This is a genomic window from Variovorax sp. Soil_C_39 (assembly GCF_057656815.1).
Window position 1 is genome coordinate 702,828 of record NZ_JBDGJQ010000002.1, and the last position, 15,314, is coordinate 718,141.

General features: G+C 68.5%; 14 protein-coding genes. 12 read left to right on the forward strand and 2 right to left on the reverse strand.

Going from position 1 to position 15,314, the window contains the following annotated elements:
• Positions 1–6 precede the first annotated feature (6 nt).
• Together AC3A6J_RS07385 and AC3A6J_RS07390 are read right to left on the reverse strand one after the other, a co-directional pair.
• Entirely contained in the window at positions 7–648 is a 642-nt protein-coding gene (locus AC3A6J_RS07385; RefSeq protein ID WP_487859256.1) for an NrsF family protein, read from the reverse strand.
• Positions 645–1,226: a sigma-70 family RNA polymerase sigma factor gene (locus AC3A6J_RS07390; RefSeq protein ID WP_487859257.1), complete on the reverse strand. Its 582-nt coding sequence runs from the start codon at positions 1,224–1,226 to the stop codon at positions 645–647. Before AC3A6J_RS07390 ends, AC3A6J_RS07385 begins: the two co-directional genes overlap by 4 nt.
• Before the next feature lie 179 nt (positions 1,227–1,405).
• Here AC3A6J_RS07390 and AC3A6J_RS07395 point away from each other — a divergent pair, with 179 nt between their 5' ends.
• The 12 genes from AC3A6J_RS07395 to AC3A6J_RS07450 all read left to right on the forward strand — a co-directional run bounded on the left by AC3A6J_RS07395 (position 1,406) and on the right by AC3A6J_RS07450 (position 15,289).
• Positions 1,406–1,825: a hypothetical protein gene (locus tag AC3A6J_RS07395; protein ID WP_487859355.1), complete on the forward strand. Its 420-nt coding sequence runs from the start codon at positions 1,406–1,408 to the stop codon at positions 1,823–1,825.
• 16 nt (positions 1,826–1,841) lie between these two features.
• Positions 1,842–2,309: a DUF6152 family protein gene (locus AC3A6J_RS07400; RefSeq protein ID WP_487859258.1), complete on the forward strand. Its 468-nt coding sequence runs from the start codon at positions 1,842–1,844 to the stop codon at positions 2,307–2,309.
• 100 nt (positions 2,310–2,409) lie between these two features.
• On the forward strand, positions 2,410–3,753 hold the full coding sequence (locus AC3A6J_RS07405; RefSeq protein ID WP_487859259.1) for a GTP cyclohydrolase II: 1,344 nt from the start codon (positions 2,410–2,412) through the stop codon (positions 3,751–3,753).
• The gene (locus tag AC3A6J_RS07410) at positions 3,750–5,168 is read left to right on the forward strand and encodes a URC4/urg3 family protein (protein WP_487859260.1); all 1,419 of its coding nucleotides are present in this window, start codon (positions 3,750–3,752) and stop codon (positions 5,166–5,168) included. Before AC3A6J_RS07405 ends, AC3A6J_RS07410 begins: the two co-directional genes overlap by 4 nt.
• 37 nt (positions 5,169–5,205) lie before the next feature.
• Positions 5,206–5,835 carry a uracil phosphoribosyltransferase gene (gene upp / locus AC3A6J_RS07415; RefSeq protein WP_487859261.1) on the forward strand — a complete coding sequence of 210 codons (630 nt, stop codon included), beginning with the start codon at positions 5,206–5,208 and terminating at the stop codon, positions 5,833–5,835.
• A gap of 165 nt (positions 5,836–6,000) precedes the next feature.
• Positions 6,001–7,005: a BMP family protein gene (locus tag AC3A6J_RS07420; protein WP_487859262.1), complete on the forward strand. Its 1,005-nt coding sequence runs from the start codon at positions 6,001–6,003 to the stop codon at positions 7,003–7,005.
• On the forward strand, positions 7,002–7,958 hold the full coding sequence (locus tag AC3A6J_RS07425; protein WP_487859263.1) for a 5'-methylthioadenosine/S-adenosylhomocysteine nucleosidase: 957 nt from the start codon (positions 7,002–7,004) through the stop codon (positions 7,956–7,958). Before AC3A6J_RS07420 ends, AC3A6J_RS07425 begins: the two co-directional genes overlap by 4 nt.
• A complete protein-coding gene (locus tag AC3A6J_RS07430; RefSeq protein ID WP_487859264.1) occupies positions 7,949–9,544 on the forward strand; it encodes an ABC transporter ATP-binding protein in 1,596 nt (531 codons plus the stop codon). The genes AC3A6J_RS07425 and AC3A6J_RS07430 overlap by 10 nt, the downstream gene beginning before the upstream one ends.
• Positions 9,544–10,608: an ABC transporter permease gene (locus AC3A6J_RS07435; RefSeq protein ID WP_487859356.1), complete on the forward strand. Its 1,065-nt coding sequence runs from the start codon at positions 9,544–9,546 to the stop codon at positions 10,606–10,608. Before AC3A6J_RS07430 ends, AC3A6J_RS07435 begins: the two co-directional genes overlap by 1 nt.
• Positions 10,605–11,528: an ABC transporter permease gene (locus AC3A6J_RS07440; protein WP_487859265.1), complete on the forward strand. Its 924-nt coding sequence runs from the start codon at positions 10,605–10,607 to the stop codon at positions 11,526–11,528. Before AC3A6J_RS07435 ends, AC3A6J_RS07440 begins: the two co-directional genes overlap by 4 nt.
• Before the next feature lie 32 nt (positions 11,529–11,560).
• Positions 11,561–12,853: an amidohydrolase family protein gene (locus tag AC3A6J_RS07445; protein ID WP_487859266.1), complete on the forward strand. Its 1,293-nt coding sequence runs from the start codon at positions 11,561–11,563 to the stop codon at positions 12,851–12,853.
• Between the two features lie 198 nt (positions 12,854–13,051).
• On the forward strand, positions 13,052–15,289 hold the full coding sequence (locus AC3A6J_RS07450) for an NADP-dependent isocitrate dehydrogenase (RefSeq protein ID WP_487859267.1): 2,238 nt from the start codon (positions 13,052–13,054) through the stop codon (positions 15,287–15,289).
• Positions 15,290–15,314 lie beyond the last annotated feature (25 nt).

Below are 15,314 nucleotides of genomic sequence, written 5' to 3' on the forward strand. Positions count from 1 at the left end.
CTCGTGTCACCAGCGCAGCAGCCGCGGCCCGATCAGCGCGCCGACCACCACCGGCAGTGCCATGCCGGCGACATACCAGACCGCCAGGAACGGCGCGGTCAACTCGACGCAGTGCAGCGCATAGAGCGCGGCGCCGGCGCCGCCGGCGAGCCCCCCGGCCGCAGCGCCGGCCAGCGCGGGCCGCGTGGGCGCCAGGCTCTTCATGGCCGCCAGAGTGGCGATGAAGACCGGCAGCGCGATCACCCCGATGCTGACCAGGCACATGCGCCATGTCTCGCCCATCAGCAGCGGCATGCGTTCCCCGGAGGGCGCGGCGAACCAGCTCATGGCCGCCATCACCCACAGCGCGAGCACCGGCAGCGCGATGCCGAGCCATGCGCCGCGCACCCGCACGCCAGGGCGGGCGACGCGCTGTGCCACGACGAAGGCCCCCACCGCGATGCACAGCGGGAACAGCAGCTTCATCCAGAACATGGGCCAGAACATCGCCTGCACCAGGTCGGGCCGCACGCCATAACCAATCAGCACGATGGCGGCCGACACCGGGAGGCCCGCAAGCAGCGCGAATTCCATGCGCCGCGCAGCAGCGCGGCGCGGCACGGCGGTGGGCCCTGAGGCCAGCATGGCGACGAGATCGTCGGTCTTCATTCTGTCTTGCTCCTGATCCTGGCGGCGAGCGCCTTCAGCCCGCGATGAATGCCCACTTTCACCGCCGATTCGGACATGCCGGTCAGCCCGGCCGTCTCGGCCACCGACAGGCCTTCGATCTTCACGTGCACGATCGGCAGGCGCTGGCGCTCGGGCAGCGTCTGCAGCAGCCCGTGGAGGTCGCGGCGGGCGTCGCTGGCGTCGGTGGCCGAGGCCGCGAACACCTCGAGTTCGTCGTCGAGCGGGTCATGCAGCGCCTCGCGCACCGACTTGGAGCGCAGCAGGTCGATCATCTTGTAGCGCGCAATGGCGTGTACCCAGGCCGTCAGCGGCTGGTCGCTCTGGTAGGTATGGCGCTGGTTGTGCATGGCGAGCAGGCATTCCTGGACGAGGTCTTCCACTTCATCGGGCCAACCGAAGAGCCGTCTGGCCAGAAACGCGCGCAAATGCGCGCTCAGCTTCTGCAGGAATTCGCGATAGGCTGCGGCGTCACCGTCGAGCCCGCGCAGAAACAGGCTTCGCAGCGCCATCTCCGCCTCCCTCATTCGCATTCCGCTGTCCATTGTGTTTCGTGCCATCGGACCGGCCAGTTACAGCCTTGTCGAAAAAAGATGTTGCGGATTGTGCCCTGCCCGACCGGCGCCCCCGGTCGGCCGTCGGCTAAGCTCGCCGCCAACCCGTGGAAGGAGCGCTTCATGCCACCGCCCGATTCCCGCCCGCCTGACCGCTTTTCGCCGCTGGCCCGGGCCTGATGCCGATGTTCGCCGGACTGGCATCCCACCCCTGGGCGTATCCCGCGCTCGAGGCGGTACACATCGTGGGCATCGCGCTGCTGTTCGGCGGGCTCGTGGTGTTCGAGCTGCGGGTGCTCGGACTGGGCCGCGGCCTGCCGGTGCCGCAGCTTGCGCGCATCACCCTCGTTCCGGCCTTGGCGGGCTTTCTGCTCTGCGCGGCTACCGGCCTCACGATGTTTGCCACCCAGCCGGACGAATTGCTGTCGAATGCCGCGTTTCGCATCAAGCTCCTGCTGATCGGCCTGGCGGGCGCCAATGCGCTCTGGTTCCACCTGCGCGGCGGGCTGGCCGCGGACGGCACCCGGGGCCGGACGCAATGCCTGCTGTCGCTGGGGTTTTGGCTCGCTGTCATCATCTGCGGGCGCTGGATTGCCTATGTCTGAGCAAGGAGACCGAGAAATGATTCCGAGACGCATGTTCACCGCCGGTTCGCTGGCGCTCGCACTGCCGGCCTGGGCCCATCACGGCTGGAGCAGCTTCGACCAGGACCGGCCGCTCTACCTCGCGGGGCGCGCGACCAAGGTCGTGTGGCGCAACCCGCACGGCGAGCTCGAGCTCGAGCGGCCCGAGAGCCCGAGCCTGCCAGCCGACCTGAAGCAGCGCACGCTGCCGCCGCAAAGCGCCGCGGTCGATGGCCCGGCGCTGCTCGCCAAGGCGCAGTTGCCAACCCGGCGCGACCGCAAGTGGCTGGTCGAGCTCGCGCCGCTCACGCGACTCTCGGCCTGGCGCGTCGAGGAGATCAAGCCCGGCACGCCCGTGGAGGTGATCGGCTTCACGTTCACGGGCGAGAAAGGCGATCCGGTGCTGCGCGCCGAATACCTGTTCGTCGGCGGCAAGGCCTACGGCCTGCGCTCCTCGCCGGCCTGACTCCGGGGCTGCGGCCCGAAAGGGCATTGACCGATGACGCGCGCGGCCGGCTTGCCAGCCGCGCGACGGATCGGTACATTGCATTTTTTGAGGGCCTCCAATGCCAGCAGACAGCACAGCGACCTCTGCCGCAGTCCCCGCGACGCCGGCGCTTCCCGTTTCGCCCCTTCCTCCCGTTTCCCCCCTTGCCCCGATCCCGTCCCTGCCACCGGCCGGCCACATCCGGCTGACCTCGCATGCGGGCGGCTTCGGCGCGCTGCCGATCCGCTGGGCCGCGGCCACCCCCACCGAGCGCGGTCCGGTGGTCGGTACCACGACCAAGCGAGCGCACCGCAACGTGATCGGCACGCACAGCGGCTCCTACAGCGTCTACCGCGCGCTGGCCGTGGCGGCCGGCGCCCTCAAGCGCGAGCACAAGGCCGACCTGACCAACACCTCGCCGACCGACGTGATCGGCCCCTATCCGCAGTGGAGCGAGCCGGGGCGCATCGTCTCGCTCGACCCGTGGGGCGCGCTCGTGGCCGATGTCTTCTCCACCGAGTTGGCGGCGGGCTACGACATCCGCCCGACCATCGCGATCACCAAGGCGCACGTGATCCTGCCCGAGGTGATCGAGGCGCTGCAATCGGGCCGGCTCCAGGCCGACGGCAAGTTCCTCACCGCGGGCGGCGCCGCGCTGGTGACCAAGGCCGCCATCGAGCCCGTGTGGTACCTGCCCGAAGTGGCGCGGCGCTTCGGCTGCTCCGAGACCGACCTGCGCCGCACGCTGTTCGAGGAAACGGGCGGCATGTACCCCGAACTCGTCACGCGCTCCGACCTCGAGGTGTTCCTGCCGCCCATCGGCGGGCAGACGCTCTACATCTTCGGCAACCCGCGCGACCTGGCCAACCCCGAGGTCGAGCTCACTGCGCGCATCCACGACGAATGCAACGGCTCCGACGTCTTCGGCTCCGACATCTGCACCTGCCGTCCCTACCTCACGCACGCCATCGAGGAATGCATCCAGGGCGCGCAACGCGGCGGCGTCGGGCTGATCGCCTATTCGCGCAAGGAAGGCCGCGCCCTCGGCGAAGTGACCAAGTTCCTGGTCTACAACGCGCGCAAGCGGCAAGTGGGCGGCGACACGGCCGACCAGTATTTCGCGCGCACCGAATGCGTGGCCGGTGTGCAGGACATGCGCTTCCAGGAGCTGATGCCCGACGTCTTCCACTGGCTCGGCATCCGGAAGATCCACCGGCTCGTGTCGATGAGCAACATGAAGTTCGACGCCATCACCGGCTCGGGCATCGAGATCGGCGAGCGGGTGAACATTCCCGACGCACTGATCCCGGCCGACGCGCGCGTCGAGATGGACGCCAAGATGGCGGCCGGTTATTTCACGCCGGGCCCCGTGCCCGACGCGGACGAACTCAAGAAGGCCAAGGGCCGGGGACTGAGCGAATGAACGACAGCCGACACGACGACGACAACCCCAACGATCATCTTCCCGTCGACGGTTCGGGCAGCCTGGCGCCGGGCGCCGCGGGCGAGGTCGACCCGGCCATCGAATTCGCGGTCGACACCAGCAACCCGGCCGGCGCCGCACGCCTGCTGCGCAGCACCGACGAGATCCGCCGCCGCGCGTCCGGCCTGCTGGCGCGAGCGCGCCGCGGCGAATCGGCATGGTTCCGCATCGGCGCCGACGATGCGCTCGAAGACGCGGCCCGCAGCGTGGCCGAGGTCACGCGCGAGCGCTATCCGTGGGACAGCATTCCGTACCACAGCCGCTGGCGCCATTTCGAGGCCGGCGGCGTCGATCGCCTGGCCCGCCTGAACGAGATGCTCGGCGATGCCGACGCGCGCCAGCGCGCCCGCGCCCACATCGACCTGGTGCTCGTGAGCGTGCTGCTCGACGCCGGCGCCGGACCCGACTGGCACTACACCGAGCCGGCCAGCGGCGAGCGCTTCACGCGCTCCGAGGGCCTCGGGATCGCCAGCTTCCATGCCTTCACGAGCGGCATGTTCTCGTCGCGCGACGGCCATCCGCTGCAGGTCGATGCCGCGGGCCTGCGCGCCCTGGTGACCGACCGGCTCGGCGCGGCTTTCCAGGTCAGCGAGGTCAACCCGCTGGTCGGGCTTGCCGGTCGGGCCACGCTGCTGCGCCGGCTCGGCGAGGCGTTGGCCGATCAACCCGAGTACTTCGGCGACGAAGGCCGTCCCGGCAACCTGTTCGATGCGCTGGTCGGCCCCTTCGGTCCGGCCGCGCCACCGACCGCCGAGGTGACGGCGCACCAGATGCTCACGCTGCTGCTCGACGCACTCTCGCGCATCTGGCCTGCGGCCAATGCCGTCGACAGCATCGCCGCCGACGGCAGCGACGTGCTGGGCGGCATCGGCGCCAACGACCCGGCGCTCGCGCTCGGCGACTGCTGGCGCCACAGTGCGGTGACCGGGCCGGGCCTCACCAACGGATGGATGCCGTTCCACAAGCTGTCGCAGTGGCTCACCTATTCGCTGCTCGAACCTTTCGAGTGGGCGGGCGTGAAGGTGCGCCAGGTCGGCGCGCTGACCGCCCTGCCCGAGTACCGCAACGGCGGCCTGCTGATCGACAGCGGCGTGATCGTGCCGAAGGACCCCGCTTTCCTCGCGCGGCGCTGGAAGGCCAGCGACGAATTCATCGTCGAATGGCGCGCGCTGACCGTGGCGCTGCTCGACGAAGTGGCGCCGCGCGTGCGCAAGGTGCTCGACCGCACCGAAGAAGAACTGCCACTCGCCTGCGTGCTCGAGGGCGGCACCTGGGCCGCGGGGCGTGCGCTGGCGCAGCGCCTGCGCGACGGCGCCCCGCCGCTCCTGATCGAAAGCGACGGCACCGTCTTTTAGACTCGAGGGTTCACTCCCGCAACGGCGAAAAATACCAATGAGCAACGTCCACCTCCTCGACCACCCCCTCGTCCAGCACAAGCTCACGCTGATGCGCCGCAAGGACGCTTCCACCAACAGCTTTCGCCGGCTCCTCAACGAAATCAGCATGCTCATGGCCTACGAGGTCACGCGCGACATGCCGATGCAGGACATCGAGGTCGAGACGCCGCTCGAAACGATGCAGGCCAAGGTCATCGACGGCAAGAAGCTGGTGCTGGTGTCGATCCTGCGCGCAGGCACCGGCATCCTCGACGGCATGCTCACGGTGGTGCCGGGCGCCCGCGTCGGGCACATCGGCCTGTACCGCGACCCGAAGACGCTGACCGCGGTCGAGTACTACTTCAAGATGCCCGGCGAGATGGAGAACCGCGACGTGATCGTGGTCGACCCGATGCTCGCGACGGGCAACTCGGCCGTGGCGGCGGTCGAGCGACTGAAAGAGCTCAACCCGAAGTCGATCAAGTTCGTCTGCCTGCTGACCTGCCCCGAAGGCGTCGCGACCATGCAGAAGGCGCACCCGGACGTGCCGATCTACACCGCTGCGATCGATCGCGAACTCGACAGCCACGGCTACATCCTGCCCGGCCTGGGCGACGCCGGCGATCGCATCTTCGGCACGAAGTAAAACCACCCCCGTCCCTCGCTCACTGCGTGTAGCTCGACTCCCTCTCGAGAGGGCAACACCGGCGGCCCGGCAAAGCCGGTTCCGCGGTGTTCCTGGTAGGGGCCAGGCTGGGACCATGGCACGGGGATTGCAGCGCCAGTTTTTTTACGATCGAGGAGAAGACCCGTGACAGCACGCCGCCAGATCATCATCCGTTCCGCCGCCCTTGCCGCCGCCGCTCTGGCGGTCGGCCTCCCTGGCCTTGCGCTCGCGCAAGCCAAGCTCAAGGTGGCGGCGGTGTACACCGTTCCGTTCGAGCAGCAATGGGTGGGCCGCATCCACAAGGCGCTCAAGGCCGCCGAGGCGCGCGGCGAGATCGAGTACAAGGCCACCGAGAACGTCAGCAACGCCGACTACGAGCGCGTGATGCGCGAATACGCCACCGCGGGCAACCAACTGATCCTCGGCGAGGTCTTCGGCGTGGAGGCCGCGGCGCGCAAGGTCGCGAGAGACTTCCCGAAGGTCGCCTTCCTCATGGGCTCGTCGCTGAAGCCGCAGGCGCCGAACTTCAGCGTGTTCGACAACTACATCCAGGAGCCGGCCTACCTGAGCGGCATGGTGGCAGGCGGCATGACCAAGACGAACCGCATCGGCATGGTCGGCGGCTTTCCGATCCCCGAGGTGAACCGGCTCATGAACGCCTTCATGGCCGGCGCGAAGGAAACGAACCCGAAGGTCGAGTTCAGCGTGAGCTTCATCAACAGCTGGTTCGACCCGCCCAAGGCCAAGGAAGCCGCCTTCGCGATGATCGACAAGGGCGCCGACATCATGTACGCCGAGCGCTTCGGCGTCTCGGACGCGGCCAAGGAAAAGGGCAAGCTCGCGATCGGCAACGTGATCGACACGCAAGCGCAGTACCCCGACACGGTGGTGGCTTCGGCGCTGTGGAACTTCGAGCCTTCGGCCGACCGCGCCATCAAGCTCGTGAAGGAAGGCAAGTTCGCGGCCGAGGACTACGGCGTCTATTCGCACATGAAGCACAAGGGCTCCGAGCTCGCGCCGCTCGGCACCTTCGAGAAGAAGGTGCCGGCCGACATCGTCGCCAAGGTCAAGGCGAAGCAGGCCGACATCCTGGCCGGCAAGTTCACCGTGAAGGTGGACGACAGCCAGCCCAAGTCGACCGCGAAATGAGCACGGCGACAACGACCCGACGCTGGCGCGTTCTTCTCGCCGCCGGCGTGCTGGCGCTGGGCCTCGGCGGCTGCGCCGGCATCAACAAGGGCGGTGCGGCCGGCGGAACGCGGCTCGACGACACGCCGCGCCTCGCGGTGATCTCGGCCTTCGAACCCGAGCTCACGCTGCTGCTGCCGCGCGTGCAGGGCGCGGCCCGGCACAGCGTGAACGGGGTGCAGTTCACCACCGGCACGCTCGAGGGCAAGCCGGTGGTGCTGTTCCTCTCGGGCATCAGCATGACGAACGCGACCATGAACACCCAACTCGCGCTCGACCGCTTCCGGGTCACCGGCATCGTGTTCAGCGGCATCGCGGGGGGCGTGAACCCGCAGCTGCACGTGGGCGACGTCACGGTGCCGGCCCAGTGGGGCCAGTACCTCGAGGTGCTGATGGCACGCGAGACCGCACCGGGCAAGTTCACCGCCCCGCCCTTCATCACCGATGCCACGCTGCCGAACTTCGGCATGCTGCATCCGCGGCCGGTCGAGGTGCGCTCGGCGGCCATGCCGCAGGTCCACCGCAAGTTCTGGTTCGAGGCCGATCCGAAGATGCTCGAGGTGGCACGCGGCATCCGCAGTGTCGACCTCGCGCATTGCAGCAGCGCCGGCCGGTGCCTGTCGCGCAAGCCGCAGCTGGTGGTGGGCGGCAACGGCGTGTCGGGCCAGGCCTTCATGGACAACAAGGCCTTCCGCGAATACACGCATCGCACCTTCCAGGCCAACGTGCTCGACATGGAAACCGCCGCCGTCGGCATGGTGGCCTACAGCAACGGTGTGCCCTACATCGCGTTCCGCTCGCTCAGCGACCTCGCGGGCGGCGGCGACGGCGAGAACGAAATGGGCACCTTCATGAACATCGCTGCCGACAATTCGGCCAAGGTCATGCTGGCGTTCCTGGCGGCATGGAAGTGACCAGCGCGACGGTCCTGCGGCTGCAGGACATCACGAAGCGCTTCGGCGCCCTCGTCGCCAACGACGGCATCTCCCTCGAACTGCGCGCCGGCGAAGTGCTGGCGCTGCTCGGCGAGAACGGCGCGGGCAAGTCGACGCTGATGTCGATTTTGTTCGGCCACTACGTCGCGGACGCGGGCCGCATCGAGGTGTTCGGCACGCCGCTTCCGCCGGGCAACCCGAAGGCCGCGCTGGCCGCCGGCGTGGGCATGGTGCACCAGCACTTCACGCTGGCCGACAACCTCAGCGTGCTCGACAACGTGATGATGGGGACCGAGCCGCTGTGGCGTCCGGTGTCACGCCGCGCGGCCGCGCGCGAGCGGCTGCTGCAGGTGGCCGAGCGTTTCGGCCTGCCGGTGCAGCCCGATGCGCGGATCGGCAGCCTGTCGGTCGGCGAGCGGCAGCGCGTGGAGATCCTCAAGGCGCTGTACCGCGGCGCGCGCATCCTGATCCTCGACGAGCCGACGGCGGTGCTCACGCCGCAGGAGAGCGAGGCGCTCTTTGCCACGCTCGCGCAGATGGTGGCGCAGGGCCTGTCGGTGATCTTCATCAGCCACAAGCTCGGCGAGGTGCTGCGTGTGTCGCACCGCGTGGCGGTTCTGCGCGGCGGAAAGCTCGTGGCCGAGGCCCGCACGGCCGACGCCACACAGTCGCAACTTGCGCTGTGGATGGTCGGGCATGCGGTCGAGGCGCCCGAGCGCCGGCCGCCGCGCTCGGTGGGCGACGCGGTCTGCGTGCTCGACCATGTGAGCACCGCGGCCGAGAAGCACGGCGCCTACGACCGGCTGCGCGAGGTCTCGCTGACGCTTCGCGCGGGCGAGATCACCGCGATCGCGGGCGTCTCGGGCAATGGCCAGGTGGCGCTGGCCGAGCTGCTCTGCGGCACCCGGCGCGCGGCCAGCGGCACGGTGCAGCTGATGGGCCGCGCGCTGCCGCCCTCGCCCGCCCGGCTGGTGCAGCGCGGCGTGGCGCGCATCCCCGAGGACCGGCACGCCGTCGGCGTGGTCGGCGACCTGCCGGTGTGGGAGAACGCCGTGTCCGAGCGGCTGCGCAGCCCCGCCTTTTCACGCGGCGCGATGTTCGTGCGGCGTGCGGCCGCGCGGCTGCATGCGCGGCGCATCGAGAAGGCGTTCGACGTGCGCGGTGCGGGGCTGATGTCGCCAGCCCGCTCGCTTTCCGGCGGCAACATGCAGAAGCTGATCCTCGGCCGCGCGCTGCTGCCGCCCGGTTCGGCGGAAGGCACCGGCACCGGAAAGCAGCCGCTTCAGCCGCCGCGCCTGATCGTCGCGCACCAGCCGACCTGGGGCCTCGACATCGGCGCCGTGGCCTACGTGCAGCAGCAGCTCATTGCCGCGCGCGACGCCGGCGCGGCGGTGCTGGTGATCTCGGACGACCTCGACGAAGTGCTGGCGCTCGGCGACCGCGTGGCAGTGATGCACGGCGGCCGGCTCGGCGAGGCCCGCCCCGCAGCGGCATGGACGCGCGAGGCCATCGGACTCGCGATGGCCGGTGCGGCAGCGGCGCATCCCCCAGGAGTTGCAGCATGATGCGGCTCGAACGACGCCACCAGAGCTCGCGCGCCGCGCTGGTGCTGGCGCCCATCGGTGCCGTCCTTTTCACGATGGCAGTGAGCGCCCTGCTCGTGCGCTGGGCCGGCGCGCCGGTGGGCCGCACCTATGCCCTGCTGCTCGAAGGCGGCTTCGGCTCGGTGTTCGCCTGGAGCGAAACGCTGACGCGCGCGATCCCGCTGATCCTCACGGGCCTGGCGGCCACGGTGGCGTTCAAGGCCAGGCTCTTCAACATCGGCGCCGAAGGCCAGCTGTTCGCGGGCGCCCTGGCCGCCGTCGCGGTGGGCGGCATGCACGGCGGAACGGGCCTCGCGCTGCCGCCATGGCTGCTGTTCCCGCTCATGATGCTGGCCGCCGCGGCGGCCGGCGCCCTGCTGCTGCTCGGCCCCGCGCTGATGAAGAACAGGCTCGGCGTCGACGAGGTTGTGACCACGCTGCTGATCAACTTCATCGTGCTGCTCGGCGTTTCGGCGCTGCTCGACGGGCCGATGAAGGACCCGGCCGCGATGGGCTGGCCGCAAAGCGTCTCGCTGAATCCTGACCTCGAGCTCGGCAAGCTGATCGTGCAGACGCGCGTGCACACCGGCCTGGTCTGGGCCGTGTCGCTCGCAGTCATCGTGTGGGCCATCTTCAAGCACACGGTGCTAGGTTTCGACATCCGCGCTGTGGGCGCCAACGCGCGCGCGGCTGCCTTCGCCGGCGTACCGGTCACGCGCACGGTGGTGATGGTGGCGCTGCTCTCGGGGGCGCTGGCCGGCCTGGCGGGCGCCATCGAGGTGGCGGGGCGCACGAGCTACGTCACGCTCGACATGTCCCCAGGCTACGGCTACACCGGCATCGTGATCGCGATGCTCGCGGGGCTGCACCCGCTCGGCGTGGTGGCGGCGGGCGTGTTCGTCGCGGGCGTGCTGGTGGGGGCCGACACCATGAGCCGCGCGGTCGGCGTGCCGACCTACATCGCCGACGTGATCGTCGCGGCCTCGCTGATCGCGGTGCTGGTGGCGACGCTGCTCACGCAATACCGGGTGCGGATCGCGAAATGACGGACCTCCTCGACATCCTCGCCAATGCCTCGTTCTGGGTTGCGGTGCTGCGCATCGCCACGCCGCTCATCCTCGGCACGCTCGGCGTGCTGCTGTGCGAACGCGCGGGCGTGCTCAACCTCGGCATCGAGGGAATCATGGTCGCGGGCGCCTTCAGCGGATGGCTCGCGGTGTATGCGGGTGCGCCGCTCTGGGCGGGCGTGGGCGTGGCGGCGGTCACCGGCGCGGTGTTCGGGCTGCTGCATGCGTTCCTCACCGTGGGCCTGGCGCTGTCGCAGCATGTCTCGGGCCTCGGCATCACGCTGCTGGCGACGGCGCTGAGCTACTTTGGCTACCGCGTGAGCTTTCCGAAGGTCGACACGCCGCCGACGATCACGCCGTTCGCGCCGATGGACTGGCTGCCGGTGCCGGTACTGAACGCGCAGACCGCGCTGACGCTGTTCGCGCTGTTGCTGGTGCCGGCGGTGGGCTGGCTGCTGTACCGCACGCCGCTCGGCCTCGCCCTGCGCATGGTGGGCGAGAACCCGCAGGCCGCCGAAAGCCAGGGCGTGTCGGTCGCTGCCACCCGAACGGGCGCCATCGTGGCGGGCTCGGCGCTTATGGGCGTGGCGGGCTCGTTCCTCACGCTGTCGGCCTTCAACGCCTTCTTCTTCAACATGGTGAACGGGCGCGGATGGATCTGCGTCGCGCTCGTGGTGTTCGCCTCATGGCGGCCCGGCAAGGCCCTGCTCGGGGCGCTGCTGTTCGCGTTCTTCGACGCGCTGCAGCTGCGGCTGCAACAATCGGGCGATGCCGTGCTGCCCTACCAGGTCTACCTGATGCTGCCGTACCTGCTGTCGATCCTGGCGCTGGTGCTGGTCGCGCGCAAGGCCAGCTATCCGCAGGCACTCATGAAGCCGTACCGCAAGGGCGAGCGCTGAGCCTGCGCGGCGCCCCCAAAAACCGTTCCACGATGCTCGATCTCCTCGTCACCAACGCCACCCTCACCGACGGCCGCACCCACATGTCGGTGGCGGTACAGGCCGGCCGCATCACCGAGGTGAGCGAAGGCCTCGACGCCCCGGCCCATGAAAAGCTCGATGCGGAGGGGCTGCTGCTCGCGCCGCACTTCGTCGATCCGCATTTCCACATGGACGCGACGCTGAGCTACGGCCTGCCGCGCGTCAACCAGAGCGGCACGCTGCTCGAGGGCATCGCGCTCTGGGGCGAGCTCAAGCCGCTGCTCACGGCCGAGGCGCTGATCGAGCGCGCACTCGCCTACTGCGATTGGGCGGTGGCCAAGGGGCTGCTCGCGATCCGGTCCCATGTCGACACCAGCGACCCGAGCCTGCTGGCCGTGGACGCACTGCTCGAAGTGCAGCGCCGGGTGGCGCCATACCTCGACCTGCAGCTCGTGGCCTTTCCGCAGGACGGCGTGCTGCGCTCGCCCGGCGGACTCGACAACCTGCGGCGCGCCCTCGACAAGGGCGTGGACGTGGTCGGCGGCATTCCGCATTTCGAGCGCACCATGGCCGACGGCGCAGTCAGCGTGAAGCTGCTGTGCGAGATCGCGGCCGAGCGCGGCAAGCTGGTCGACATGCACTGCGACGAGTCGGACGACCCGCTCTCGCGCCACATCGAAACGCTGGCCGCGGAGACGTTCCGCCTCGGCATGCAGGGCCGCGTCACGGGCTCGCACTGCACCTCGATGCATTCGATGGACAACTACTACGCGAGCAAGCTGATGCCGCTCATCGCCGAGAGCGGCGTGGCCGTGGTGTCGAACCCGCTCATCAACATCACGCTGCAGGGCCGCCACGACAGCTATCCAAAGCGCCGCGGCATGACGCGCGTGCCCGAGCTCATGGCCGCGGGCGTGAACGTCGCCTTCGGCCACGACTGCGTGATGGACCCGTGGTACGGCATGGGCTCGGGCGACATGCTCGAGGTGGCGCACATGGGCCTGCATGTGGCGCAGATGACCAGCCAGGCCGGCATCCGCCAGTGCTTCGAGGCCGTGACCACGAATGCCGCGCGCGTGATGCACCTCGAGGGCTACGGCCTGGAGGCCGGCTGCGACGCGAGCTTCGTGCTGCTGCAGGCGCGCGATCCGATCGAGGCAATCCGGCTGCGTGCCGCGCGGCTCAAGGTGTTTCGCCGCGGGCGCCTGCTGGCCGAGACGCCTGCCGCGCGGGCAGCGCTGCACCTGCCGGGGCGGGATGGGCAGACCGAATGGATGAGCGGTCGGCCGAACCGTGGCGGCTAGACATCATGGTCGCCGCTTAAACCCAGGCAGGCCAACCTGCGGGCGCTGTCGGACCGGCGGACTGGCGATGTGGACGGGCTTCCGAGCGGCCAGACCACCATGCCGGCATTCAAGGAGGGCCGATGCCCTTGCGGGATGATAAATTCGAAGGCTTCGTGAGCGGCATCGTTCATTCCTTTGTGCTGAAGAGGTCCCCCCATGGCAGCCGAAAAATCCAAGATCATCTACACCCTGACCGACGAGGCGCCGCTGCTGGCGACGGCGTCGCTTCTGCCCATCGTGCGCACGTTCGCGGAAGCCGCGGGCGTCGAAGTCGAGACCAGCGACATCTCCGTGGCCGGCCGCATCCTTGGCCAATTCCCTGAAGCTCTGGCCGAAGACCAACGCGCACCGGACAACCTGGCTGCTCTGGGCACGCTGACGCTCAAGCCCGAGGCCAACATCATCAAGCTGCCCAACATCAGTGCTTCGGTTGGCCAGCTCAAGGCGGCGATCAAGGAACTGCAGGACAAGGGTTACAAGATCCCCGACTACCCCGAGAGCACGAAGACCGACGAAGAAAAGGACATCCGCGCGCGCTACAACAAGTGCATCGGCTCGGCCGTGAACCCGGTGCTGCGCGAGGGCAACTCCGACCGTCGCGCGCCTGCCGCCGTCAAGAACTACGCGCGCAAGAACCCACACAGCATGGCGGAGTGGAGCCAGGCCTCGCGCTCGCACGTCTCGCACATGCACGGCGGCGATTTCTATCACGGCGAAAAGTCCATGACGCTGGACCGCGCACGCGAGGTCAAGATGGAGCTCATCACGAAGAGCGGCAAGACCATCGTGCTCAAGCCCAAGGTCGCGCTGCTCGACCGCGAGATCATCGACTCGATGTTCATGAGCAAGAAGGAGCTCGTGTCCTTCTACGAAAAGGAGATCGACGACGCGTTCAAGACTGGCGTGATGTTCTCGCTGCACGTGAAGGCCACGATGATGAAGGTCTCGCACCCCATCGTGTTCGGCCACTGCGTGAAGATTTTCTACAAGGAAGCGTTCGAGAAGCACGCCAAGCTGTTCGAAGAGCTGGGCGTCAACGTCAACAACGGCATGCTCGATCTGTACGACAAGATCAGCACGCTGCCGCAAAGCAAGCAGGACGAGATCAAGCGCGACCTGCACGCCTGCCATGAAGGCCGACCCGAACTGGCCATGGTCGACTCGGCCAAGGGCATCACCAACTTCCATTCGCCCAACGACATCATCGTGGACGCTTCGATGCCCGCGATGATCCGCAACGGCGGCAAGATGTGGGGCGCCGACGGCCGCCTGAAGGACGTGAAGGCCGTGATGCCCGAATCGACCTTCGCGCGCATTTACCAGGAGATCATCAACTTCTGCAAGTGGCACGGCGCATTCGACCCGAGGACCATGGGCACGGTGCCCAACGTGGGCCTGATGGCGCAGCAGGCAGAGGAATACGGCTCGCACGACAAGACCTTCGAGATCGCAGAAGCCGGCGTCGCCAACATCACCGACCTGAACACGGGCGAAGTCCTGCTGAGCCAGGAAGTGGAAGCCGGCGACATCTGGCGCATGTGCCAGGTCAAGGACGCAGCGATCCGCGACTGGGTCAAGCTGGCGGTCACGCGCGCGCGCAACTCGGGCATGCCGGTGGTGTTCTGGCTCGACCAGTACCGCCCGCACGAAGCGCAGATGATCACCAAGGTCAAGATGTACCTGCACGAGCACAACACCTCGGGCCTGGACATCCAGATCATGAGCCAGGTGCGTGCGATGCGCTACACGCTCGAACGCGTGGTGCGCGGGCTGGACACCATCAGCGCGACCGGCAACATCCTGCGCGACTACCTGACCGACCTGTTCCCCATCATGGAACTGGGCACCTCGGCCAAGATGCTGTCGATCGTGCCGCTGATGGCGGGCGGCGGCATGTACGAAACGGGTGCCGGGGGCTCCGCGCCCAAGCACGTGCAACAGCTGGTGGAAGAAAACCATTTGCGCTGGGACTCGCTGGGCGAATTCCTCGCGCTGGCGGTGAGCCTGGAAGACCTGGGCCTCAAGAACAACAATGCGAAGGCCAAGCTCTTGTCCAAAACGCTCGACGCAGCCACCGGCAAGCTGCTCGACAACAACAAGGGGCCGTCGGCCAAAACCGGCCAGCTCGACAACCGCGGCAGCCACTTCTATCTCGCGCTGTACTGGGCACAGGAATTGGCGGCACAGACGGAAGATGCCGAGCTGCAGGCACACTTCGCACCGTTGGCCAAGTCACTCGCGGCCAACGAGCAGAAGATCGTCGCCGAGTTGGCGGCGGTGCAAGGCAAGCCGGCCGACATCGGTGGTTACTACAAGCCCGACACGGCCAAGACCGAAGCGGTCATGCGCCCCAGCGCCACCTTCAACGCGGCACTCGCAGCGGTCGCCAGTTGAGTCTCTGACAGGTCCGGCGCGGGGC